Source organism: Serinicoccus sp. CNJ-927, assembly GCF_001942435.1.
In the GTDB taxonomy this organism is placed as follows: Bacteria; Actinomycetota; Actinomycetes; order Actinomycetales; family Dermatophilaceae; genus Ornithinicoccus; species Ornithinicoccus marinus.
Genome location: NZ_MKKF01000050.1, coordinates 20,755 through 43,998 on the forward strand (window position 1 = coordinate 20,755; position 23,244 = coordinate 43,998).

23 protein-coding genes and 2 pseudogenes are annotated in these 23,244 nt (G+C 72.5%); 13 read left to right on the forward strand and 12 right to left on the reverse strand.

All coding sequences use genetic code 11. The features are described 5' to 3' along the window. Positions 1-7: 7 nt before the first annotated feature. Positions 8-901, reverse strand: coding sequence for a VOC family protein (locus BJF86_RS14410; protein WP_075819956.1), 894 nt, complete (start codon positions 899-901; stop codon positions 8-10). 128 nt (positions 902-1,029) lie between these two features. Here BJF86_RS14410 and BJF86_RS14415 point away from each other — a divergent pair, with 128 nt between their 5' ends. Together BJF86_RS14415 and BJF86_RS14420 are read left to right on the forward strand one after the other, a co-directional pair. After that, positions 1,030-1,506, forward strand: a complete 477-nt coding sequence (locus BJF86_RS14415) for a MarR family winged helix-turn-helix transcriptional regulator (RefSeq protein WP_022923853.1) — start codon at positions 1,030-1,032, stop codon at positions 1,504-1,506. A gap of 66 nt (positions 1,507-1,572) precedes the next feature. Next, a complete protein-coding gene (locus BJF86_RS14420; protein ID WP_237768255.1) occupies positions 1,573-1,761 on the forward strand; it encodes a maleylpyruvate isomerase N-terminal domain-containing protein in 189 nt (62 codons plus the stop codon). Between the two features lie 25 nt (positions 1,762-1,786). On the opposite strand, the gene BJF86_RS14425 is transcribed toward BJF86_RS14420, so the two are convergent. The 3 genes from BJF86_RS14425 to BJF86_RS14435 all read right to left on the reverse strand — a co-directional run bounded on the left by BJF86_RS14425 (position 1,787) and on the right by BJF86_RS14435 (position 4,644). Continuing rightward, a complete protein-coding gene (locus BJF86_RS14425) occupies positions 1,787-2,620 on the reverse strand; it encodes an integrase core domain-containing protein (protein WP_237768246.1) in 834 nt (277 codons plus the stop codon). 115 nt (positions 2,621-2,735) lie between these two features. Further along, positions 2,736-3,083: a helix-turn-helix domain-containing protein gene (locus tag BJF86_RS14430; RefSeq protein ID WP_237768247.1), complete on the reverse strand. Its 348-nt coding sequence runs from the start codon at positions 3,081-3,083 to the stop codon at positions 2,736-2,738. Positions 3,084-3,390: 307 nt separating this feature from the next. Next, positions 3,391-4,644 carry a glucose-1-phosphate adenylyltransferase family protein gene (locus tag BJF86_RS14435; RefSeq protein ID WP_158068430.1) on the reverse strand — a complete coding sequence of 418 codons (1,254 nt, stop codon included), beginning with the start codon at positions 4,642-4,644 and terminating at the stop codon, positions 3,391-3,393. A gap of 114 nt (positions 4,645-4,758) precedes the next feature. On the opposite strand from BJF86_RS14435, the pseudogene BJF86_RS19900 reads away from it, so the two are divergent. Then, positions 4,759-4,971: pseudogene (locus BJF86_RS19900) on the forward strand (transposase); the annotation flags it as partial. 56 nt (positions 4,972-5,027) lie between these two features. Here BJF86_RS19900 and BJF86_RS19110 read toward each other — a convergent pair. The 3 genes from BJF86_RS19110 to BJF86_RS14450 all read right to left on the reverse strand — a co-directional run bounded on the left by BJF86_RS19110 (position 5,028) and on the right by BJF86_RS14450 (position 6,744). Beyond that, on the reverse strand, positions 5,028-5,357 hold the full coding sequence (locus tag BJF86_RS19110; RefSeq protein ID WP_237768248.1) for a hypothetical protein: 330 nt from the start codon (positions 5,355-5,357) through the stop codon (positions 5,028-5,030). Positions 5,358-5,653: 296 nt separating this feature from the next. Then, a complete protein-coding gene (locus BJF86_RS14445; RefSeq protein ID WP_075814324.1) occupies positions 5,654-6,196 on the reverse strand; it encodes a hypothetical protein in 543 nt (180 codons plus the stop codon). Between the two features lie 47 nt (positions 6,197-6,243). Beyond that, positions 6,244-6,744, reverse strand: a complete 501-nt coding sequence (locus tag BJF86_RS14450; RefSeq protein ID WP_158068432.1) for an NUDIX domain-containing protein — start codon at positions 6,742-6,744, stop codon at positions 6,244-6,246. Positions 6,745-6,895: 151 nt separating this feature from the next. Between BJF86_RS14450 and thrS the strand changes: the two genes are divergently transcribed. Both thrS and BJF86_RS14460 read left to right on the forward strand, forming a co-directional pair. Continuing rightward, positions 6,896-8,881 (forward strand): threonine--tRNA ligase, encoded by a 1,986-nt coding sequence (thrS, locus tag BJF86_RS14455; RefSeq protein ID WP_075819962.1) that lies wholly within the window; start codon positions 6,896-6,898, stop codon positions 8,879-8,881. Positions 8,882-8,949: 68 nt separating this feature from the next. Then, positions 8,950-9,435 (forward strand): GNAT family N-acetyltransferase, encoded by a 486-nt coding sequence (locus BJF86_RS14460; protein WP_075819964.1) that lies wholly within the window; start codon positions 8,950-8,952, stop codon positions 9,433-9,435. A 24-nt stretch (positions 9,436-9,459) separates the two neighbouring features. Here the strand turns inward: BJF86_RS14460 and BJF86_RS14465 are convergent, their stop codons facing one another. After that, positions 9,460-10,002 carry a nitroreductase/quinone reductase family protein gene (locus tag BJF86_RS14465; protein ID WP_237768249.1) on the reverse strand — a complete coding sequence of 181 codons (543 nt, stop codon included), beginning with the start codon at positions 10,000-10,002 and terminating at the stop codon, positions 9,460-9,462. Between the two features lie 2 nt (positions 10,003-10,004). Between BJF86_RS14465 and BJF86_RS18215 the strand changes: the two genes are divergently transcribed. Together BJF86_RS18215 and BJF86_RS14475 are read left to right on the forward strand one after the other, a co-directional pair. Then, positions 10,005-10,295, forward strand: coding sequence for a hypothetical protein (locus BJF86_RS18215; protein WP_075819966.1), 291 nt, complete (start codon positions 10,005-10,007; stop codon positions 10,293-10,295). A gap of 55 nt (positions 10,296-10,350) precedes the next feature. Then, on the forward strand, positions 10,351-10,902 hold the full coding sequence (locus BJF86_RS14475; RefSeq protein WP_075819968.1) for an HIT family protein: 552 nt from the start codon (positions 10,351-10,353) through the stop codon (positions 10,900-10,902). A gap of 1 nt (position 10,903) precedes the next feature. Here the strand turns inward: BJF86_RS14475 and BJF86_RS14480 are convergent, their stop codons facing one another. Next, positions 10,904-11,968: a DUF2332 domain-containing protein gene (locus BJF86_RS14480; RefSeq protein WP_075819970.1), complete on the reverse strand. Its 1,065-nt coding sequence runs from the start codon at positions 11,966-11,968 to the stop codon at positions 10,904-10,906. An 8-nt stretch (positions 11,969-11,976) separates the two neighbouring features. After that, on the reverse strand, positions 11,977-13,830 hold the full coding sequence (locus tag BJF86_RS14485; protein ID WP_083653163.1) for an HNH endonuclease: 1,854 nt from the start codon (positions 13,828-13,830) through the stop codon (positions 11,977-11,979). Positions 13,831-14,034: 204 nt separating this feature from the next. Between BJF86_RS14485 and pdxS the strand changes: the two genes are divergently transcribed. Further along, positions 14,035-14,934, forward strand: a complete 900-nt coding sequence (gene pdxS, locus BJF86_RS14490) for a pyridoxal 5'-phosphate synthase lyase subunit PdxS (protein WP_075819974.1) — start codon at positions 14,035-14,037, stop codon at positions 14,932-14,934. Between the two features lie 15 nt (positions 14,935-14,949). On the opposite strand, the gene BJF86_RS14495 is transcribed toward pdxS, so the two are convergent. Further along, on the reverse strand, positions 14,950-16,305 hold the full coding sequence (locus BJF86_RS14495) for a hypothetical protein (protein WP_083653165.1): 1,356 nt from the start codon (positions 16,303-16,305) through the stop codon (positions 14,950-14,952). Between the two features lie 165 nt (positions 16,306-16,470). Between BJF86_RS14495 and pdxT the strand changes: the two genes are divergently transcribed. Continuing rightward, on the forward strand, positions 16,471-17,070 hold the full coding sequence (gene pdxT / locus BJF86_RS14500) for a pyridoxal 5'-phosphate synthase glutaminase subunit PdxT (protein WP_022923865.1): 600 nt from the start codon (positions 16,471-16,473) through the stop codon (positions 17,068-17,070). Here pdxT and BJF86_RS14505 read toward each other — a convergent pair. Beyond that, positions 17,058-19,406, reverse strand: a complete 2,349-nt coding sequence (locus BJF86_RS14505; protein WP_075819978.1) for a cell wall-binding repeat-containing protein — start codon at positions 19,404-19,406, stop codon at positions 17,058-17,060. The genes pdxT and BJF86_RS14505 overlap by 13 nt on opposite strands. Before the next feature lie 329 nt (positions 19,407-19,735). On the opposite strand from BJF86_RS14505, the gene BJF86_RS14510 reads away from it, so the two are divergent. The 4 genes and pseudogenes from BJF86_RS14510 to ruvB all read left to right on the forward strand — a co-directional run bounded on the left by BJF86_RS14510 (position 19,736) and on the right by ruvB (position 23,118). Continuing rightward, entirely contained in the window at positions 19,736-20,506 is a 771-nt protein-coding gene (locus tag BJF86_RS14510) for a YebC/PmpR family DNA-binding transcriptional regulator (protein WP_022923867.1), read from the forward strand. 158 nt (positions 20,507-20,664) lie between these two features. Beyond that, a pseudogene (locus BJF86_RS14515) lies at positions 20,665-21,063 on the forward strand (crossover junction endodeoxyribonuclease RuvC); the annotation flags it as partial. Positions 21,064-21,331: 268 nt separating this feature from the next. Then, positions 21,332-21,940 (forward strand): Holliday junction branch migration protein RuvA, encoded by a 609-nt coding sequence (ruvA, locus tag BJF86_RS14520; protein WP_075819980.1) that lies wholly within the window; start codon positions 21,332-21,334, stop codon positions 21,938-21,940. A 74-nt stretch (positions 21,941-22,014) separates the two neighbouring features. Beyond that, complete coding sequence (gene ruvB, locus BJF86_RS14525; protein WP_075820208.1) at positions 22,015-23,118, forward strand: Holliday junction branch migration DNA helicase RuvB; 1,104 nt, start codon at positions 22,015-22,017, stop codon at positions 23,116-23,118. Positions 23,119-23,244: the final 126 nt, after the last annotated feature.

Here is a 23,244-nt window from a genome sequence, read left to right on the forward strand (position 1 = left end):
CATCGCGTCACGTCGCGGCGCTGACCTCGAGGAGGCTGCGCCAGGGGTCCTCGAAGCGCAGGGTGCGGCCGTCGTGCTGGGCGGGGATCTCGTGGTGGCGGAGTCGCCCGGCGAGTGCGTCGACGTCCTGGGTGGTCGGTACCACGATGGAGACCTGCCCGAGGCCGATGGTGGCGGCCCGGGCGCCTGCGCCGCGGCTGCCCCAGCTGTTCATGGCCATGTGGTGGTGGTAGCCACCGGCCGAGACGAAGATCGCGCCGTTCCACTGGGCGGTGACCTCGAAGCCGAGGGCGTCGACGTAGAAGGCCCGCGCGGTGGGGACGTCGCCGACCTTGAGGTGCACGTGGCCCACCTCGGCGGTGCTGGGGGCCTGCTCCACGTGGTGGTCGCGCAGGAACGCCTGCGGGTCCAGGGGGAGGGAGTCCATGGCCACCCGGCCGCCGTGCCAGGTCCACTGCTCGCGCGGCCGGTCCCGGTAGAGCTCGATGCCGTTGCCCTCGGGGTCGGTGAAGTAGAACGCCTCCGAGACCAGGTGGTCGGCGGAGCCGACGAAGATCGAGCGGGGGTGCTGGCCGGCCCGGGCGACGACGTTCGCGAGCGCGGCTCGGTCCGGGAAGAGCAGCGCGGTGTGGAACAGGCCTGCCTGGCCGGGTGCCGGGGCGGGGAGGCCGGGGGTGTGGACGAGGACGACGAGTGCGTCGCGTCCGCGACCGAGGACGCTGGTGTCGGCCCGCCCGACGGCGGGGGAGCCACGGTCGACGGCGGTGCCCGCGGCGTCGCCGGGCAGCTCCTCGAGGCCGAGCGCGTCACGGTAGTAGTCCGTCATGCCCGGGAGGTCGGCCACGTGCAGGGTGACGGCGTCCATGGTGGTGGTGCCGGGCAGAAGAAGATCGGTGGTCATGGTGGGGCCCTCGGAAGTTGTCGTGTCAACTAATTACGTTACCGTACCACCGCATAGTTGTCGGTACAACTGACCCCGCCTCGTCGGTGGCGGAGGTTGTCCCGTCAACCATCGGTGATACTGGTGCGATGACGACGACGTGGTTGACAGATGCCGAGCGAGCGGCCTGGGTCCGGATGGCAGCCGTGCTGGAGCTGCTGCCCGGTGTGCTCGACACGCAGCTGCGGCGGGACAGCGGGCTCACCCACTTCGAGTACTTCACGCTGGCCATGCTCTCCGAGGCAGACGGCCGGACGCTGCGGATGACCGCGCTCGCGGCCCAGACCAACGCCACCCTCCCGCGGCTCTCGCACGTGGTTCGGCGTCTCGAGGGTCGAGGTCTGGTGTCGCGTATGCCGTGTCCCGAGGATGCCCGCGCCACGAACGCCCGGCTGACCGACGACGGGTGGGAGGCGGTCCGGGCAGCTGCGCCGGGTCACGTCGCCGCCGTCCGCGACGCCGTCGTCGACGCGCTGACCCCCACGCAGATCGAGCAGCTGACGGCTATCACCACGGCGATCCTGCGGCGTATCGATCCCGATGGGACCATGCTGGACCGGTCATGAACCGATGGCCCTGCCCGGGAGCGCAAGGAGAACGACGTGGTTGACCGAACCGCGATCTGGCGGGCGGTGCACGAGGAGCGACGCAGGCTGACGTCCGACCTGCAGGGCATCAGCCCCGAGGAGTGGCAGACACCGTCGTTGGGCTGGGGGTGGTCGGTGCACGACGTCGGCGCCCACCTCACCGACTCGGCCTCGCGACCCGGTTCGGAAGGTGTCAAGTCGGGTGAGACAGGTTCCGTCAGGCGGTCTGTATGAGGGCCTCCTGTGAGGGTGTCCCGTGTCAAGGTTCTGGCAGGTTTTCGGCTTCTGGAAAGTTGGGTGTGCCGGGGTCGGCCAGGCCCAGGTGCACCTCGCGGGGCCGGTTCCAGGAGAGGGCCTCATGGGGTCGGGTCGTGTTGAACTCGGACCGGAAGTCCTCGCTGTGATCGACGAGGTCGTGGATGTCGTCGATCTGCTCGCGGTAGAGCCGCTCGTACTTCAAGGACTGGAAGGCCCGCTCCCGGACGCCGTTCTGCCCCGGGGTCCTGACTCGGGTGCGGACGTGGTCCAACTCCGGGGTGGCCTCGATGAACGCGGCGAACTTGGCCGACCGGAACGGGCCGCCGTTGTCGGTCACCAAGGTGATGGGCACGACCTCTCCGGTTACCGTGTCGGCCAGGTGTTCCAGCAGGTCCACACCGTCGGGCAGAAGGCTCGCAGTCTCGGTCAGGGCGAGCTGGACCGCGGCGATCGCGTCGTGCTGGTTCGCGGTCGGTGACCAGTGCCACCCGAACTCGTACTTCGACCAGTAGTCCGCGATCCCCGCGACCCGCCAGGTCCCGCCGGAGGTGGTCTCGTGACTGGCGAGAAGTCGAACTGCCAGACCATGTTCGGCCCGGTCGGCGTGTCCGCGAACGCGGCCCTGCGCGCCTGGGCCAGCTGGCGTCGTTGCCGCTGGTAGTCGGCCTTGAGCAGCAGCCCGGCGTCGTCGAGGATCCGCGCCGTGGTCGACATCGACACCCGGTGTCCCGAGTGGCAGGCCATCGCCCAGACCTTCCGGTGGCCCCACGCGGCGTGCCTTCCCGCCAGGCCGGTGATCACCTCCCGCGATGCCTGCCGTGCCGGCTGCGGCCACGGGCCTTTGGCCGGGCGTCCCGCGCGGGCGTGGGCCTGCCAACGGCGGTAGGTCCGTTCGGGGATGCCGATCAGCTGGCAGAACCTCGTGGTCGGCATCCCCGCCTCGGTGCGGATTACCTCGAGGTCCTCGAAGGGCCCAGCCGGCCCTCAGCGCTCTTCTTCCAGACCCGGGCCTCAAGATGCGCATCCCCCAGGGCAGTGGTCAGCTCGGTGACCTCGGCCACCAGTTGCTGCTCCCGGGTCGTGGGCCCGGTCCGGCCCGACGCCAACGCGGTCCGCCCCGCTTCGAGGAACTCGGCCTTCCACCGGCCGATCGACTGCTCGGACACCTTCTCCTTGCGCGCCGCCTCCGCGATAGAGACCTCGCCCGCCAACACGCTAAGCACGATCCTGGTCTTGCGCTCCACCGGGATCACAGGTGTCGACCCATGGTCCATCTCCTCCCTGGTCACGCCGATCATGCCCTCATAACCGGTCTGCCAAGAAGTTTGATACGCGACAAACCAAGGTCATGCTCGCGCCGAGCCCACCAGCCCGACCTCATGAAAGACCGGGGTTAGTTCTTTGCGTGAATGGTTCGGGTGGGACGCCCACCAGGCCAGAGCTGTGCTCAATCTGCAGTTCAGGCGCCTCATCGTCGAACACCGTGTGACTGTCCACGAGCTAGCCAAGGCGGAGCAGGGGCCCGCCGAACCCTAGACCCCACATGGTGACGCTCACGCCTGAGCCGGCTCGCCATCACCCCTCCGAGCCCCCATTCGGCTGAGCTCAGGTGGTGCTGCCGGGCTCCAGCCGGGCGCCGGGCTCGACGGTGGTGCCGCCGCGGACCCGGCAGTCCTGCCCCACGAGGGTGACGGCTTCGTCGGTGAGCCGGGTGCCGGGCGGGCAGGTACCTACGGTGGCGTCCCGGCCGACCCGCGTTGCCCGGTCGACGACGCTCGTCCGCACCCGCGCGCCGGCCTCGACGAGCACGTCGTCGAGGAGCACGCTGTCCTCGACCAGGGCACCGGCCTGGACCTGCACGCCGCGACCCAGCACCGACCGGACGACGCGTCCGCGGACGCGGGAGCCCGGCCCGACCATGGCGTCCACGAGCTCGCCCTCCTCGCCCACCCAGCCGGGCGGGCCGGGCAGCGTCTGACCGAGGACCGGCCGGTCGGCGTGCCCGAAGACGTCGACCCTGCCGGTGAGCAGGTCGCGGTGGGCCTGCAGGTATGCCTGGGGCCGGCCCACGTCCTTCCAGTACCCGGTGATGGGGACGGCCCGGACGCGGCCCCGCCGCACCAGGGCGGGCAGCAGGTGGTCGCCGAAGTCGCCGAGCCCGGTGTCGCGGTCGTCGTCCGCGGCGGCCTGCAGCTCGGCGTGCAGCCGCTCCAGCTCGGCCAGCAGGGTCTGCGGCCGGTAGAGGAAGATCTCCGTTGCCACGGTGCCCGAGTCGGTGGACCGCGGCTTGGCGTGGACGGCGGTGACCTGTCCGTCGGCGTCGTGCTCGACCACGACCTTCTGGGTGGCCTCCTGGACGCCGATCTCGGCGGTGACAAGGGTGCACTCGGCCTCGCGGGCCAGGTGCTCGGCCACCACCGGTCGTAGGTCGAGGTTGAAGACGTGGTCGGCGGACATGACGATGAGGACGTGCGGGTCGGCGACCCGGATCGCCTCGCGCATCCGGAAGAGGCCGTCGGCGTTGCCGTGGCTGAAGCCCTCTTCGTGGGCCGACCCGGTGCCCTCCTCGGGGGTCAGCCGGCGGAAGCCGCCACGGTTGCGGTCCAGGTCCCACGGCCGGCCCCCCGCGAGGTGGCCGTCCAGCGAGCTGGACTGGAACTGCACCGAGACCCACACGTCGCTGACGCCGGCCGCGGCCAGCACCGACAGCGGGAAGTCGATGAGCGCGTTGGTCGCCGCGAAGGGTAGGGCGGGCTTGGCCCGCTCACGGGTGAGCACGTCCAAGCGACTGCCCTGCCCTCCGGCCTGCACCACGGCCAGGGTCCGCAGGTCGACGGGGATCGAGGTCACGGCAGCCACAAGCGGCCATAGTAGGGGACTGGTGCTGTGTGAACCGCCCCCCGGGTTTGGTAGAGGGTCTTGATCTGTACGGGAGAGTGGAGTCATGCCTGCACCGAGGAGTCCGGCGACGAGGTGCGTGAGCGTGCGATCCGCACGGTGAACGAGACGATCACAGAGAACCCGGGGATGCCGGTCAAGCGCGCCTGCAGCCAGGTGGGTGAGCAGCTGGGCATCCCGGCCGCGACCCTGCGGAACTGGATCCGCGGGCCCGGTCCCGCGGCCGGGTCGACCGCGACGGCGACCGACCCCCTCGAGCGGCTCGTGCAGCTGGAGAAGGAGAACCGCGAGCTGCGCCGGGCGGATGCGATCCTGCGGTCGGCATCGGCTTTTTCGCGTCAATGTCACGCTGAGGGGGTCCGGTCGGGTTCGCTCGCTGTTTGTTGCTGCCGCTCCGGCTGTTGGCTGCTCGTCCGATGTGCTGCCTGGCCGGACGCCCTGGCCGTCGGGCGTGTTCGAGGACGTCGTCGCTGGCGGTGTCCCGTCAGGACGGGCGCGACGGTGGCGCGGATCGCCAGTCGAGGGTATGTCGTGAGGACCCGTGGGGTGCCCAGCGTCGGCAGCAGGGCGTCGAGGAGGGTCCGGAGCAGGTCGGCGATCGTGTGCACCGCGGCGTTGGCCTGCCGCACGAGGACCACGGTGACGAGCGTGGCCAGCCCGTGCGCGAGGGCCATGGAGGCCCCCGTGTGGTGCGCGGCGTGCATCGAGCCGGCGGCGGCCCGCCGGTGGCCAGCAGCACGTGCAGCAGCCCCTGGGCGAGGCCGAGGACCACCAGCAGCTCCAGCGTCCCCCGGCGCCGGTCGCTCCATCACCAGCTCAACGGGGTGACGGCGGCCGCGACGACCAGCAGCGGCCACCAGGACCCCGTCGCACCACCGGACGGCCCGTCCGCAAGGGGGCGGCTCACCCCCTGACCGCATGCGACAGCCCCGGTCGAGGACCGGGGCTGTCGTCGTGGGTGCCGTGCTGGTCAGCGCAGGGCCGCGGGGGCGGTCCGTGCCCACCAGTCGCCGAGCCCGAGGGTGCTCCACGCGGCCGGGATGGCGGCGACGGTGAGCAGCACCAGCGCGCCGGTGAGGTGGTCGTCCAGGAACGGGTTGTTCACGGTCGGGATCGCCGCGCCGTACATGAACAGGTACATCAGCGCTCCTGCCAGGGCGCCCACGCGGGCTCCGGCACCGGTGATGAGGGTGACGCCGATGCCCAGCAGGCCGAGCATGAAGAGCCAGTCGATGACGACCATGCCGGCCATGCCGTTGTAGAAGCCGGCGAGCGGACCCTCGACACCGCTGAGGTAGCCGGTGGTGGGGCTGCCGCCGTTGATCCAGGCGCGCTCGCCCGGGGTTGCGTAGCCCAGACCGAAGGTCTTGTCGAGGAACGCCCACAGGAAGTAGAAGCCGAAGGCGATGCGGGTGATGGCCAGCATCCAGGCACCGGCCACGGGCAGAACCTCGTGGTCCCGTGCCGTGAGGCGGGTGGCCGTGGTGGTGGCCGAAGCTGTGGCGGAGCTCATGATGCCTACTTTCGACGTGTCCGACTAGGTACTACACAGTGTAGCAGTCAGACTACGACGGTATGTAGTGCTTTAGTCGCCCACGCCGACACCTCGGACGTCAGGGGAGTGCCAGACATGGCGGGGGCGTCCAGCCACGTCATCCCGTAGGTGTCCGACACCCGCGGCAGGCCACCCGGGCCAGGCTCCCAACCGGGCCGCGGGACGGCGAAGTAGATGAGGTCGATGTGCTGGTGCGGCGGGTCCTGCGAGATGTCCTCCACCTGGATGCCCTCAGGGCGCACGAGCTGCCGGGGCGAGCCTGGTGCGTCGTGAGGTATGCCGGGGGAGCCGACGAGGTCGACCGCCAGGCCGGTCTCCTCGAGGGTCTCGCGCCGCGCCGCGTCGTCGGGGAGCTCGTGCGGCTCGATGTGTCCGCCCGGCGGAAGCCACAGACCGACCTTGGGGTGCGGGTGCAGCAGGACGTGCCCCGCGTGGACGACGAAGACCGCCACGGTGAAGTGCTTGGTGATGCCGTCCGGCGGCTCCCGGTCCTCGACTGCGCCCACGACCAGCACCCTAGGCGCTCTGCCCCGGGCCGGTCCGCGCGCCGTGCGCGACCCGATATCCGGTGCCGACGTCCGCGATCCGGCGGGTATCGTTGGGCGACCGACGGGCGCGCGCGGCGCACGTCATACCCCATCTCCGAGGAGCACCAGCGTGTCCACCCAGATCACCGTCAGTGTCGCAGGCAGCGAGCGAGCGGTCGAGCAGGGAACGACCGCGGGCGACCTCGTCGGCGACGACCGTCAGGTGGTCGTCGCGCGGGTCGGCGGCGAGCTGCGCGACCTGCACCACGAGCTCGCCGACGGCGACGTCGTGGAGCCGGTGCTCGTCACCGAGCCGGACGGGCTGGACGTGCTGCGCCACTCGTGCGCCCACGTGCTCGCCCAGGCCGTGCAGCAGACGTGGCCCGAGGCCCGCCTGGGCATCGGGCCGCCGGTGCGCGACGGGTTCTACTACGACTTCGACGTGGCCGAGCCGTTCACCCCCGACGACCTCAAGCGTCTCGAGAAGACGATGCAGCGCATCATCAACTCCGGGCAGACCTTCGCCCGGCGCGAGGTCGACGACGAGGCCGCCCGGGAGGAGCTGGCCGCCGAGCCCTACAAGCTCGAGCTCATCGGCCTCAAGGGTGGCGCCCCCGAGGACGCCGCCGAGGGCGCGAGCGTCGAGGTCGGCGGCAGCCAGCTCACGATCTACGACAACCTCGACCGCAGCGGCGAGAAGGTCTGGGGCGACCTGTGCCGCGGCCCGCACCTGCCGAGCACCAAGATCATCGGCAACGCCTTCAAGCTCATGCGCAGCGCCGCGGCCTACTGGCGGGGCAGCGAGAAGAACCCGCAGCTGCAGCGGATCTACGGCACCGCCTGGCCGTCCAAGGACGAGCTCAAGGCCTACCTCGACCGTCTCGCGGAGGCCGAGAAGCGTGACCACCGCCGCCTGGGTGCGGAGATGGACCTCTACTCCTTCCCCGAGGAGCTGGGCGCAGGCCTGCCCGTCTTCCACCCCAAGGGCGGCGTCCTGAAGCGGGTCATGGAGGACTACCTGCGCCAGCGGCACATCGACGAGGGCTTCGAGTACGTCGGGACCCCTCACGTCGCCAAGGAGGGGTTGTTCCACACCTCCGGCCACCTGCCGTACTACGAGGACACGATGTTCCCGCCGATGGAGGAGGACGGGCAGCGCTACTTCCTCAAGGCGATGAACTGCCCCATGCACAACCTCATCTACCGCAGCCAGCAGCGCTCCTACCGCGACCTGCCGCTGCGGCTGTTCGAGTTCGGGCACGTCTACCGCTACGAGAAGTCCGGGGTCGTGCACGGGCTGACCCGCGTGCGCGGCCTGGAGATGGACGACTCGCATTCCTACGTCACCCGCGAGCAGGCCCCGGGCGAGATCCGGCACCTGCTGACCTTCGTGCTCGGGGTGCTGCGCGACTTCGGCCTGGACGACTTCTACCTCGAGCTCTCCACCCGGGACGAGGTGGGGGAGAAGAAGGACAAGTTCATCGGCACCGACGAGCAGTGGGCCGAGGCGACGGCCGTCCTGGAGGAGGTCGCGCGGGACTCCGGGCTGGAGCTCGTGCCCGACCCCGGTGGTGCCGCCTTCTACGGGCCCAAGATCTCGGTGCAGGCCCGGGACGCGATCGGCCGGACCTGGCAGATGTCGACGGTGCAGTACGACTTCAACCAGCCGGAGCGCTTCGGGCTGGAGTACTCCGCCGCGGACGGGAGCCGTCAGCAACCGGTGATGATCCACTCGGCCAAGCTCGGCTCGGTCGAGCGCTTCATGGGGGTGCTCATCGAGCACTACGCCGGTCAGCTCCCGCCCTGGCTCGCGCCGGTGCAGGTCGTCGGGGTGCCCGTGGCGGAGGACTTCTACGGCTACCTCGACGACGTCGCCGGCAGGCTCCGGGAGCACGGCATCCGGGTGGAGGTCGACCACGGCGACGACCGCTTCCCCAAGAAGATCCGCAACGCCAGCCGGTCCAAAGCGCCGTTCATCCTCATCGCCGGTGGCGAGGACGCCGAGGCCGGCGCGGTCTCCTTCCGCTTCCGCGACGGCTCGCAGGAGAACGCCGTCCCCGTCGACGAGGCGGTCCAGCGGATCGTCACCGCGGTGCGCGACCGCGTGCAGGTCTGAGCTCCGCGCTCGGCGCACCGGCATACCCCTGACCTAGGATCGGCTCACCCGACGGAGCAGGAGCAGGTATGCCGACACTGGGGGAGGCCGCGCAGGGTGTGCGCGTGCGCGCGCTCACCGACGACGAGGCGCTGCTGCTCGGTGCGCTGCACAAACAGGCTCTGGTCAGGGCCGGCACCGACCCGGACGCGGGCGAGCCGATGCACGTGCGTGCCTTCGCCAGCGCCTGGCACCGGCGCGCCGACGACCTCCCGGCCTGGGTCGCCGAGCACGACGGCGAGCACGTCGGGGTCGCGGTGGTCCGCCGCACGATGCTGCCCCACCTCGCGGGTGCTCCGCGGCTGCTCGTCCTCTCCGCACTGGGTCCGGCGGACACCGTCGGTGAGGAGGCGGTCTGTCTCGCCCTGGTCCGTCAGGTCATCGGCTGGGCGCGGGAGCGTGGCGACGAGCGGGTCGAGGTCGCGGGCGACGTGGCGCTGCCGGCTCCCGTCCTGGATGCGGTCCGCGCGGTGGTGCGGCAGGCGACCTCGGTCAGCCTGCCCACCCAACCCTGAGCGGGTAGGACGCCCGCAGCAGGGTCAGCCGCGGAGTGGCTCGAGGACGAAGAGCGGGATGAGCCGGTCGGTCTTCTCCTGGTAGTCGGCGTAGCTGGGGAAGGTCTGCGCCGCGCGCTCCCACCACGCGTCCCGCTCCGGCCCCTCGGCGAGCTCGCGCGCCCGCAGCGCCTGCTGGCTGGTGCCGTCCTGGACCAGGACGTCGGGGTTCTTGGCCACGTTGTAGTACCACGCCGGGTGCTCGGGCGCCCCGCCCTTGCTCGCGACGGCGAGGTAGGAGCCTCGTGCTCGACCCGCATCAGCGGGACCCGCCTGAGCATGCCGCTGCGGGCGCCACGCATGGTGATGACCACGACCGGTCGGTCCTGGATCGTCGCGGCGGCGGTGTCTCCCGCGGCGTCGATGTCGCGCAGCTGGGTGGCCACCCAGTCGCTCTTCTCCGGCATGTATGCCGCCGGGTCGCCGATGGCGGCGTCGTCCAGGTCGTGCCGTGCGCTGCTGTCGTCCATGACCTGGCCAACTCCGGCCGGGCACCCAGTGTTCCCGCCGGTCACGTGTCGCCCGCACGGATGCGTGCCCTCTCGAGGTCGGCCACCGCCGCGGCGCACCTCCGCGCCCCGTCCACGGCTGCGGGACCGGCGCTTCACCACCAGCGGTCGCTCGCCCGCTGCGACCCGCACCTGCTCCCAGGTCTGCACGACCCGGGACCGTGGCACGGGTATACCCCTGGCCACGAGGCGCTGCTCCAGCCGTTCCGGACGGCGCAGCAGCCGCACGCCGGGCAGCGGGTTGAGGCAGGGGATGCCCGCGCCCGCGAGCCGGGCGACCACCTGCTCCGGGCCGCGGTGAGGCGAGGATGAGAGGACGATGACGGCTTTCGCGACGGGCCGCGACGGTGTCCCTAGACTGCGGCCTATGACCTCCGTGCCCGAGCCCGAGGACGCCATCACCTTCGCGGGGTCGCAGGACGGCTTCGAACGGCTCTGGACCCCGCACCGAATGGCCTACGTGCGTGGTGAGCGGCCCAGCCCGGACGCCGGCTCCGGGTGTCCGTTCTGCGCCGCCCCCGGTCAGGACGACGCGGAGAGCCTCGTCGTGCACCGGGGTCAGCACTGCTACGTCGTGCTCAACCTCTTCCCCTACAACCCCGGGCATCTCCTGATCTGCCCCTACCGGCATGTCTCGCTCTACGTCGACATGACGCCCGAGGAGACCGCGGAGTTCACCGAGTTGACCCGGCAGGCGATCCGGGCGATCACCGCCGCGAGCAACCCGGCCGGCTACAACATCGGCATGAACCAGGGCGAGGTCGCCGGCGCAGGCGTGGCCGCCCACCTGCACCAGCACGTCGTGCCGCGGTGGATGGGCGACGCCAACTTCCTGCCGATCGTGGCGCAGACCAAGGCCGTGCCTCAGCTCCTGCAGGACGTCCGCGAGCAGCTCGCGGGGCACTGGCCTGCGAGCTAGGTCACCCGTCGTGGCGCCAGGTGGCGGACACGCCGTGCGGGTGGCACTCGGCGAGGAACTCGAGCGCGCGGACTCCGTCGCGCCACCGGACCAGGTTGAGGTGGGTCGACTCGGGGTGGTCCGCATGCGGGTGCGGGAGGTCGGGCGTGACGTGTGGCGACTCGGCAAAGACCCACGAGAGGCCCCGATCAGCGCCGATCTGGTCGAGAGCCTCGACATAGTCGGACCGACGTCGAGCGGTCAGATAGCTGAGCACCCACGAGTTCATCACGACCGGGTGGCCGTCGAGGTCGTCGACCGCGCTGGCCAGATCATCAACCGCATCGCCTCGCCGCACCTCGACGGGCTGGTGCTGCGCGATGGCGATGGCACCGTCCAGCCGGTCCAGTCGGTCGAGCTGGTCGGGCCACACGCAGGCCCGTAGCCAGCGGGCGGCGAGCGGGTTCGCCACGTCGACGGGGTGCTGGTCCAGGCCGAGCCTGTCGACGATCGGTGGCATCGCCCTCGGGACCGGGACCGTCCCGTCGGTGCGGCACGACACCCGGACAGCGCTCGGGCCGTCGACCGGATGGACGACACGTCCGTCGTAGTCGTAGGAGTACCGGTCGAAGTTGAGCACGAGGCCGGCGCTGGCACCGATATCCAAGAGGGCGAGCGGCCCGACCTCGTCGGCGAGGCGGGCGAGGACTGGCAGGAAGAGGGCGCAGCGCCCGACCTCGTTGGTCTGCGTGGAACGCGTCGCGACGGTGCGTTCCAGGTGGGTCCGGTGCGCCACGACGGTCTCCACGAAGGCCCGACCGGGGTCGTCGTCGCGCCCATCCGGGGCGACCGAGGGGTACCACTGCGCCAGCGGGAGATCGGGGTGCTCCAGCAGGAGGTCGTGCACCGCCGCGAAGAGGAGCACCGGGGTCCGCTGCTCGGGCACAGGACAGGCGAACAACACCGACAGCACGTCGTCACGATCCAGGACGTGGCGCGCGATCCGGGTGTAGAAGGGCGCCTGTCGCTGCATCGTCCGGGCCCACTCCCGGAACGGGCGTCGGATCTGATCGAGCTCCTGGGACACCGGGGCCCTCACCCGGCTCGTGGCCGGGCAGAGCTGTCCCCCAGCGAGGGGAGCAGGGGAGGTGCCGAGCGGTGGTCGTGAGCCGGGCGATGGCGGTGTCGTTCGCGAGCCAGGTTGCACCGGTGGCAGAGGCCGCGGCCGTTGCCCGCGGTCGTCGCGCCACCGTCCGAGTGCCGGACGACGTGGTCGACGTCCCGGATCGGTGCCCCGCACCAGCGGTTGCGGCAGGTCCGGTCCCGGCTGATGACGAACCGGCGCAGCTCGCCGGTGAACCGGCGCCGCCGTGAGTCCTGTTCGACCAGCACGTTGGACACCGGGTCGACCCAGAGCCGACGCAGCCACACGACGGCCTCGCGCCGTTCGGCGGTCGGCTCGGGGTCGCGGTCGGGTTCGCAGGACGGATCTGGCCTCGAGGCGTCAGGAGACTCGTGGGCCGGCGCGTCGGTGGCGTGGGGAGGGACAGGACGTGACGGGGGAGAAGCGGCAGGAGGAGCAGGGAATCCCGGGTGTGCCGGGGGACTGATGGGTGGCCCGTGGAGCAGGTCGCAGGAGGCGTCCGTGCACCGCCCGCTTTCCGGGCAGAGCTCTTGAGATGCAGAGCTGCCGCCGGGGCCGGTGCCGCCGTCACGATGACTGCTGCTGCCACAGTCACGCCCGTCACCACCACGATCGCCACGGCTACGACTGCTGCTTCGGCCATCGACACCGTCACCGCGATCACCACTGCCTCGGCCACCACTATTGCCGTCGCCAACCGCGTCCTCGGGGCGCAGCAGCTGCCGGGCGACCTCCGCCGGGACCGGGCCGTAGCCCTCGAGCTCCGCCGCGTCCGACGCACCGCCGAACAGCGCCTGGTCGGTGATCACCAGCCCGACCTCGATGTCGATGCCGTCGACGACCGCCCGGCCGGTGAGCCGCTGGTGCAGCTCGTCGGCCATGAGCTGGTTGAGCCCCCGTGGATCGCCGCTGGCGCGCGCCGCCGTGGCGTGCGTGCGGAGCGCGGCGTAGCACGCGACGGCCTGGTGCGCCGGCAGGTGGGCGCTGAGACGTGCCATGACGTCCGGCGCCGGGCGGACCGACACGCCACGGTCCTGCGCCGCCCTCCGGGCCCGCGCGACATAGGCCGCCGGGTCGATCTCGTAGACCAGGGAGCGTGCCGCGCCGGTGATCTCCTGGGTCGAGGACCCGGGCAGGCGCGGCGCGAGCCGGCGGTCCACCTCGGCCCGGTCCTCCACCGAGAGACAGGTGGTGGCCTCGGTGACGGCACGCGCCTGCAGCGCGCCGATGTGGCCACCGATGAGCGCGGCGAAGGTCTGCGGCATCTCCTCGACGAGGGCCCGCGCACTGGAGAGCTCGCGCGAGCCCCAGTAGGGGGAGGTCATCCGGGCGTGTGCCAGCTCGTCGGCGACCGCCCTGCCCCGTCGCGAGCGGGGCACGCCGGCAGCCTGCTGCTGCTCCATCTGGGAGTCGCGGAAGTCGACCTGCAGCCGGGCGCTCACCGCCGCCGCGCTCCGGGTCAGCTCCTCCAGCTGTCGCAGCAGCGCGAGCCGGGCGTCGTCGTCGAGGGCACGCAGGTCGTCGGCGCCCAGCGTCATCAGTGCGTCGCGGCAATCGGTCACCTCGGACAACGACCGAGATGGGCCGGGCGCGCAGGCGGCGGGCGAGGAGGCCCCGGAGCTCTGCTCGGAGGCAGTGCTCCAGTCGCAGGGTTGGACGATACCGGCCCGCGAGTGCACGACCCCGTGGGTGCTCCCCCCGTCCGGCTCCGGCTGCGGTGCCGCCATCTCGCCCACCCCCTCGGTGCGCTCGGTCGACCAGACCCCCTCGATCTGGTTCCTGTCTCCGACACTACCCGAGGCCACCGACAGACTCGAACATCTGTCCACAGCGTGTCGCGGGGGCTATCCCGCCCGCAGCATCCCCATCGCCGGCCACCCTGCGTCACCCATGCACCTCCTGGCCCGGTGTCCGCACCACCCCGCCGTAGACTTGACCTCCTCCACGGCGAGGCCCACCCGTGCGGCCCCGCCACGGCATACCCGCACCGCAAGAGAGGCCACCCGCGCATGTCCGAGCCCACCCAGCACACCACCGGCACCACGCGCGTGAAGCGCGGCATGGCCGACATGCTCAAGGGCGGCGTCATCATGGACGTCGTCACCCCCGAGCAGGCGAAGATCGCCGAGGACGCCGGCGCGGTCGCCGTCATGGCGCTGGAGCGGGTGCCGGCCGACATCCGCGCGCAGGGTGGCGTGTCGCGGATGAGCGACCCGGACATGATCGACGGCATCATCGAGGCCGTCTCCATCCCGGTCATGGCCAAGGCCCGCATCGGGCACTTCGTCGAGGCGCAGGTGCTGCAGAGCCTCGGGGTGGACTACGTCGACGAGTCCGAGGTGCTGACCCCGGCCGACTACAGCAACCACATCGACAAGTGGGCCTTCACCGTGCCCTTCGTCTGCGGCGCGACCAACCTGGGCGAGGCGCTGCGCCGCATCACCGAGGGTGCGGCGATGATCCGGTCCAAGGGGGAGGCCGGCACCGGCGACGTCTCCAACGCGACCACGCACATGCGCTCGATCCGGGCCGAGATCGCGCGGCTCACCTCGATGGCGCCGGACGAGCTGTACGTCGCGGCCAAGGAGCTGCAGGCGCCCTACGACCTGGTGCGCGAGGTGGCGGAGCAGGGCAAGCTCCCGGTCGTGCTGTTCACGGCCGGCGGCATCGCGACCCCCGCGGACGCCGCGATGATGATGCAGCTCGGCGCCGAGGGCGTCTTCGTCGGCTCGGGCATCTTCAAGTCTGGCAACCCCGGTCAGCGGGCCGCCGCCATCGTCAAGGCGACCACCTTCCACGACGACCCCGACACGCTCGCGGAGGTCTCCCGCGGCCTGGGCGAGGCCATGGTCGGCATCAACGTCGACGACATCCCGCAGCCGCACCGGCTGGCCGAGCGCGGCTGGTGAGCTGAGCCCGGGCGTTCAGGCGTCCCGGTATGCCTGTCGCGCCGCACCGGCCTGCCTCACCGCCCGCAGCACGAGGGCGACCAGCGCCACCAGCAGCGCGCCGCGCAGCAGCATGAGCACACGGCCCCGGTCCACCATGCCGGGATCGCCCACCTCGGCCCCGTCGAGCAGGTCGGCGGCGACGGAGATCTCGCCGACCGCGGCGCCGGTCCACCCGGGCTCGGCCACCAGCAGCTCCTGCGCTGCGCCGGAGTCGACGTCGACCGACCAGAGGTGGAGGCGGAGCGCTGCGGTCTCGGTGTCGTAGGTGGAGACCAGGATCCGGTCGGCCGCGAGCCATCCGAGCGGCTCGGCCATCCGTCCCGCACCGGCAGGCCTGTCGGTCGTCACGCTCAGGTCCAACGGGTCGGTCGACGTCAGCGCCCCACCGTCGAGCGTGCTGACCTGCACGGACCCCGCGCCCCCCGTGACGACACGTCGCCCGTCCGGGCTGACGGCCGTCGGTCCCAGGTCCAGCCCCAGGTCGAGCCCCGTCGCCACGACCTGCATACCGTCAGCACTGCGCAGCTCGGCGCCGTAGCCGGTGGACACGATCAGCCCGCCGTCCCGCGCTAGCGGGGCGATGCCCGTGGCGGCGGCGACCTCGGGCAGCCGCACCGGCTCGGTCCCCTCCGGCGCGTCAAGGTCGGCCCGACGCACGTCGTAGACCACCCGCGGAGGCGCGCCGTCCAGGGAGGAGTACCGGTGGGTGTCGTCCTCCACCAGGCCGACGAAGACCGACCGACCATCGCCCGACCACGCCAGGGGAGTGGTGGAGCGCCCGTCGGGCAGCGGCCAGGTGCGGACCGAGCCGTCCTCGAGGGACACCGTGGCGAGGCAGCCGTCGTTGCCGCGCCCGCCGACCGCGACGCTGCGCCCGTCCGGTGACAGCAGCATGGGTCCGGGATCGCCCTGGTCGCTTCGCACGCTCGCGTCGTCGGCGGTGTCGAGCCGCCGGTAGGTTCCGCCGTCCGCCCCCACCGCGATCGCCTGCGGGTAGTCCATGAACTCCACCCCGTAGCCGTGGGTGAAGACCATGAGCGCCGGGCCCGCCGGGGAGCGCTCCACGGTGGCGGGCAGGTGCGCGTAGGCGGGGAACGGGTCGGGCAGCGTCGCCGGTGCCGCCCCGCCGGAGGGCGAGGGCGTCGGCCCGGAGAGCAGCAGCGGCAGCACGAGCAGCAGCGCCGCCACGACCGCGGCGAGGAGCAACGCGCCGACCGGCCGGCGGCGCTCGCGCCCCGCAGGACTGGCGGGCGGCACCTCGGGCAGGTCGGCCAGCAGCCTTCGGAGGGCGCGGAGGGCGCGGTCCTCGCGCGGGTCAGTCACGGTCATCGACAGCCTCCTTCATCCGGGCCAGCCTCCCACCGCGCGAGGTATGCCCGGTGCCTCCACACACCTCAGTCTCCCGGGTCGGCCGGATCGTTCCCTGATGACCTGTTCCGGGACGACCTCGGTATACCCGCCAGGACCGGGAGCGACCGCTCTACACTGCGGGCCGTGACCTCCGTGACCGTCGGCGTGCTCGCCGTCCAGGGCGACGTGCGCGAGCACCTCGCCGCGCTCCGGTCCGCCGGTGCCGACACCCGCGCGGTGCGGCGCCCGGCCGAGCTCGAGCAGGTCGACGGCCTGGTCGTCCCCGGCGGGGAGTCCACCACGATCGACCGGCTGTGCCGCATCTTCGGCCTGCACGAGCCGATCCGTGCCCGGATCGCCGGCGGTATGCCCGTCTACGGCTCGTGCGCCGGGATGATCCAGCTCGCCGACGAGATCCTCGACGGCCACCGGGAGCAGCAGACCTTCGGCGGCATCGACATGACGGTGCGGCGCAACGCCTTCGGCCGGCAGGTCGACAGCTTCGAGGCCGACCTGCACCTCTCCGGGCTGCGCGACCCGCAGCGCCCGGTCCGGGCCGTCTTCATCCGCGCGCCCTGGGTCGAGCGCGTCGGCGACGGCGTGGAGGTCCTCGCCGCGACCGACGGTCATCCCGTGGCGGTCCGCCAGGGTGGCCTCCTCGCGACCAGCTTCCACCCCGAGGTGACCGGTGACCACCGGGTGCACGAGCTCTTCGTGCAGATGGTGCACGCTCAGCGCAGGTAGCGAGCCAGCCGATCCATCGTCGGTCTCGTGATGCCGCCGGTCCCGCCGAGGACGTACATTGACCGCGGCCGCAGGTGGCTCAGCGCCTGGTCGGCGCCGGCCGCGACGCGGTCACCCGGGGTCAGCACGAGCGGTGCGTCGTGACGGCCCGCCAGCGCGGCAGCCACGAGCGCGTCCGGGAAGTCGGTGCCGAGCGCCACGAAGGCCGGGTCGGTGCCGCGCGGGAAGGTCGCCGCGATCCGGGCCGCGGTGCGGTAGCGGTCGTCCCCGGCCCAGCGCACGACGCCGCCGGAGGCATACTGCCGGGCCTGCCGCACGACGGTGTCGGTGACGGCGCCGTCGCCGCCGAGCACGACGACCTCGCGCGGCTGCAGGCGCCGCAGCGCGCGGATCGTGGTGCTTGGCAGACCTTCCGGTCGCGTCAGCAGCAGCGGTGCCTGCTGCCCGTTGGCGACCGCGGCCCCGGCGAGCGCGTCGGGGAAGTCGCGGCCGCTGGCCAGCAGCACCCGGTCCACCCGGCTCGGGTAGTAGCCCGCGAGCGCGGCGGCGGTGCCGTAGCGGTCGGTGCCCGCCACCCGGTCGACCCGGCCGGTGCGGGCATACCCGCGCAGGTCGCGCAGCACGCCGCCCGAGACGGCGTCGGTGCCGCCGAGGACGACGAGCCGGTCGGGGCGGAGCCGCTGGAGGGCACGGGTGGTGGCGCCGGGCAGCCGGTCGTGGCGGGTCAGCAGCAGCGGGGCGTCGTAGACTCCGGCGCGGGCCGACGCCGCCAGCGCGTCCGGGTAGTCCTGCCCGGAGACGACGTAGACGACGCCCACCCCGGGGCTCCACTGCTCGGCGACGCGCGCGGCGGTGCCGTAGCGGTCGGTGCCGCTGAGGCGCACCGGCTTCGTCGGGGTCGGCGCCGCCCCCGCGAAGGTGAAGTAGTCCGATGACAGTCCCTCGGACCACGTCGGCCAGTAGCGGGAGAGCATGAGGCCGGTCCCGGTGGCGTGCGCGTAGGTGTAGGCACCGCCGGAGGTGAAGCCCTCCACCCGGGCGGTGAGGATGCGGCCGCCCCACGCGCCGACCCCGTCCCGGGTGAGCACCTGGACCCGCTCGACGCGATGGATGCCGTAGCGCTGCTGCAGCGCGGTCCGGGGCAGCGACGCGCTCCACCGGTGCCGCGGGTTGGCCGGCGTCGCGTCGTAGGGGTCCTTCTGCGCGCGCAGGTAGTCGTGCCCGTTGCCGGCGGCGATGGTCTGGCCGCCGGTCGAGGCGGAGTACATCGTGGTCGCCAGCCGCCGGCCCTGCGGGAAGGCGAAGGTCAGCACCTCACCGGCGGTGTCGTCGACGGCGGCGTTGTTGGCGGAGTACTCGTAGGAGAGGAGGGAACCGTCGCCGCGGCGCACGCCACGACCCCGGTAGGCCTGGCACGCGGTGGAGTCGCAGATGTCGTAGTAGGAGGTGCTCGCGCTGCGGCGGGCGTAGGTGCGCGCGGCCACGGACTGCGCCCGCAACGCCTCGGGGTGGAAGGACGGACCCATCTCGGCGGCCACGACCGAGCGCAGGTAGTGCTGCTCGGGCAGGTGGTTGACGGTGGCCAGGGCCGAGCTGCCGTGGTGGGTCGCGGTGAGGGCGCCCCGGTAGACCCGCAGGCTGCCGCCGGGCAGGTAGAGGTCGACCGTCCCCTCTTGCGCGGAGGAGAAGGTGACCGGGCAGCGGCGGGACATGCCCGAGGGCCACCAGGAGGACCAGGTGGAACCGTCATACCCCTCGAGCACGCAGGACGTCGCCGAGGAGGTCGTCGCGCGCACCCGCCACTGGCTGCGTCCGGAGGGCAGGGCGTAGGTGCGGCTGCCCGGCGCGGCAGAGACCCGCAGGCCGGAGCGGTGCGCCACCCGGGTGACCCCGTCGCCGTCGATGGTGATGCCCACCGAGATGTCCTGGGCGGACCAGGTCTCCAGCCGGGTGCCGGGGTAGTAGAAATCGACGATCTCCTCGTGCGACAGGCCCTCGAGGCCCGCCCCGTGGGCCCCCCACTGCGACATGCCGATCCGGTGGCCGTAGCCGCCGCCGGTGATGTCGTAGCTGCCGTCGGCGGGCACCGGGTAGACCTCCGAGCCCGGCACCGGCGCCGGGAGCACGTCGTCGGTGGTGACGACCGTGGTCTCGCCCAGGTCCTCGGCGCTCTCCGGCTCGGGCGCGGCCTGCGCCTGCTGGGCCCAGGGGAGCGAGCTGCCGGATGCAGGGTCCGCGAGGTCGGGCTCGGGCGCTGCGGGGCTGGCGGACGCGGGGGCACCCGTGAGGGACACCACGAGTGCGAGCGCGAGCCCTGCGACGGAGTGACGTCGCACGATGACTCCTCGTCGAGTGGGGTGGTCGAGCAGGGACCGGCCCGAGCCACTCTCCACTATGCGGCACCCGGGGGTGGTGGGACAAGAGTGAGGCGCGGGGTATGCCCGGGCCCGGGTCAGCCGGGCGGCAGCTGCATCAGCAGCAGGTCGGGGGCGCCCTCCGGCACCCAGTCCGGCCGGATCGCCCCGATCTGCGCGCCCGGATCTCCACCTCACGAGGGTCCCCTGGCATGCGGGTAGCCTAGGGCGTCGATCCCTGCCGCCGCGTCGAGGTCCCGAGGGACCTGTGCGAGCGGCATACCCCGAGATGACGGATGCGAGGACACCGGATGAGTGGTCACTCCAAGTGGGCGACGACCAAGCACAAGAAGGCCGCGATCGACGCCAAGCGCGGCAAGCTCTTCGCCAAGCTCATCAAGAACATCGAGGTCGCCGCGCGCATGGGTGGGGGAGACCCGACCGGCAACCCGACGCTCTACGACGCCATCCAGAAGGCCAAGAAGAGCTCGGTCCCCAACGACAACATCGACCGGGCCGTCAAGCGCGGCTCCGGCGCGGAGGCGGGCGGCGCGAGCTACGAGGCCCTGGTCTACGAGGGGTATGCCCCCGGCGGGGTCGCGCTCTACATCGAGTGCCTCACCGACAACAAGAACCGCGCCGTCATGGAGGTGCGCACCGCGCTCACCCGCAACGGCGGCTCGATGGCCGACAGCGGCTCGGTGGCCTACCTCTTCGAGCGCAAGGGCCAGGTCGTGGTGCCCAAGGAGCAGGAGGGCGGCGAGACCGGCGAGGACGCGCTGCTCGAGATCGTGCTGGAGTCCGGGGCCGAGGAGGTCGAGGACCTCGGCGAGTCCTTCGAGGTCATCTCCGAGGCCGGTGACGTCGTGGCGGTGCGCACCGCGCTGCAGGAGGCGGGCATGGACTACGACTCGGCCGAGGTGACCTTCGTGCCGAGCATGCAGGTGCCGCTGGACGTCGACGGCGCCAAGAAGGTCATCCGGGTCGTGGACGCGCTCGAGGACTGCGACGACGTGCAGAACGTCTACTCCAACGCCGACATCTCCGACGAGGTCCTGGCGCAGCTCGACGAGGCCGAGTAGTCGCGAGCGGCGCGAGCTTGACTGCTCGGAGCAGAAAGGTCACCCGAGCGCAGCGAGGTCCACGCTGTCTCCGATGGTGTGTCGCGGCAGCGGCGCGCCACCGCGGCTGTGTAGCGTGGAGTCCGAACATCTGTCCACACCTGCGGAACGGGAGCGGAATGCGCGTGCTCGGCGTCGACCCCGGCCTGACCCGGTGCGGTCTGGGGGTGGTCGAGGGGCTCCCCGGGCGCCAGCTGCGGCTCGTCGAGGTCGGTGTGGTGCGGACACCGCCGAGCGACGACCCGGCCGAGCGGCTGCTCACCCTGCAGACCGAGCTGGACGAGTGGTTCGCCCGGACCCACCCGGAGGCAGTGGCCGTGGAGCGGGTCTTCGCCAGCACGCGCAACAGCAGCATCATGGGCGTGGCGCAGGCCTCGGCGCTGCCGCTGCTGGCCGCAGCCCGGCTGGGGCTCCCGGTCGTGCTGCACACGCCGTCGGAGGTCAAGGCCGCGGTCACCGGCAACGGCCGGGCCGACAAGGGCCAGGTGACGCGCATGGTCACCCGGATCCTCACCCTGGAGCAGGCGCCCCGACCGGCCGACGCCGCCGACGCGCTGGCGCTGGCCATCTGCCACCTGTGGCGCGGAGGCGCCCAGGCCCGGCTGGAGGGCGAGGCAGGAGGTCCCAACCGCTACCAGGACGCCGAGCGGGAGCGGCCCGGGCCCGGCCCAACCGGCTGGCCCAGCTGCACAACGAGCACCGCACCGCCGCGCGGTCCGCCGCCGCCCGGGCCTCGGCCCGCAGCGGCTCACCCGCCACCACCGTCTCGAGCAGGAGGAACCCCCGGTGATCGCCTCGGTCCGCGGCACGGTCCGCCACGTCGGCCTCGACCACCTCGTCGTCGAGGTCGGGGGCGTGGGGCTGCTCGTGCACACCACCCCCGAGACCGCCGCCGGGGCGAGCAGCGGCCAGGAGGTCTCGCTCGAGACGACCCTCGTCGTCCGCGAGGAGTCGCTGACGGTCTACGGCTTCGACGGCTCGGACGCCAAGACGATCTTCGAGCAGGTGCAGACGGTCAGCGGCGTGGGGCCACGGCTCGCGCTGGCGATGCTCTCGGTCCACTCGCCCGACGACGTCCGCGCGGCGATCGCCCAGGGCGACCTCGTCGCGCTGACCAAGGTGCCCGGCATCGGCAAGAAATCGGCCGAGCGGCTGGTGCTGGAGCTCAAGGACAAGATCCTGGCGGTCGGCGTCGACCCGGGTCTGCCGCAGCGGGCCGCCGGGACTGTCGCCTCCGCGGATGACGCCGTGCAGAGCCAGGTGCGGGAGGCGCTGCAGGGTCTCGGCTGGACGGCCAAGCAGGCCGACGGCGCGCTCGCCACCGTGACGAAGGACGAGGCGCCCGCCGACGTCGCCGCGCTGCTGCGCGCGGCCCTCCGGGAGCTGGGCCGGTGACCGAGGCGGCCGGTCGGCCCCAAGACGCCTCCGACGACGACCGCTCGTCCGAGGACGGCTCCTACGAGGTCGAGGTGCCGGAGGAGGCGTTCACCGCGGCCGAGCGGGTGGTCGACCCTGCCGGCACCGACGAGGAGCGGCGGATCGAGGCGGCCCTGCGCCCGCGGCGGCTGGCGGAGTTCCCCGGCCAGCGGCGGGTGCGCGACCAGCTCGGGCTCGTGCTCGAGGCGGCCCGGCGTCGCGGCAGCCCGCCGGACCACGTGCTGCTGTCCGGGCCGCCCGGCCTGGGCAAGACGACGCTCGCGATGATCATCGCCGGCGAGCTGGAGCAGCCGATCCGGATCACCAGCGGCCCGGCGATCCAGCACGCCGGGGACCTCGCCGCCGTGCTGTCGTCCCTGGTCGAGGGAGAGGTGCTCTTCCTCGACGAGATCCACCGGATGTCGCGGCCGGCCGAGGAGATGCTCTACCTCGCGATGGAGGACTTCCGGGTCGACGTCATCGTGGGCAAGGGCCCGGGCGCGACCGCCATCCCGCTGGAGCTGCCGCCGTTCACCGTGGTCGGCGCGACCACCCGGGCCGGGCTGCTCCCGGCGCCGCTGCGGGACCGCTTCGGCTTCACCGGGCACCTGGACTACTACGCCACCGAGGACCTCGTGGCGATCCTGCACCGCAACGCCGCGCTGCTGGAGATCGAGGCGGACGACCCCGGCATCACCCAGATCGCCTCCCGCTCCCGAGGCACCCCCCGCATCGCCAACCGGTTGCTCCGGCGGGTGCGTGACTGGGCGCAGGTGCACGGCCAGGACGTCGTCGACGAGCCGGCCGCCCGCGCGGCGCTGGCGCTCTTCGACGTCGACGAGCTCGGCCTGGACCGGCTGGACCGGGCCGTCCTCGATGCGCTCTGCACCCGGTTCGGCGGCGGCCCGGTGGGGCTGTCGACGCTCGCGGTCGCGGTGGGCGAGGAGCCGGACACCGTGGAGACGGTGGCCGAGCCCTACCTCGTGCGCGAGGGCTTCATGGTGCGCACCCCCCGCGGCCGCGCCGCGAGCCCGGCCGCCTGGGCCCACTTGGGCCTCACCCCGCCCGCCGGCGCCGGTGGCGGGGTCCCCGGCAGCACCGGCGGCCGCTTCGGCGCCGACGACGACCCGCCGGAGACGCTCCCGCTCGGCGACTGACCGTGGAAGTCCTGCCGGGGCAAGATCTCCCCGGTCGGCGGGTATGCCAGCAGCGGTGCTGACCGTGGAAGTCCTGCCGGGGCAAGATCTCCCCGGTCGGCGGGCATACCGGCAGTGGTGCTGACC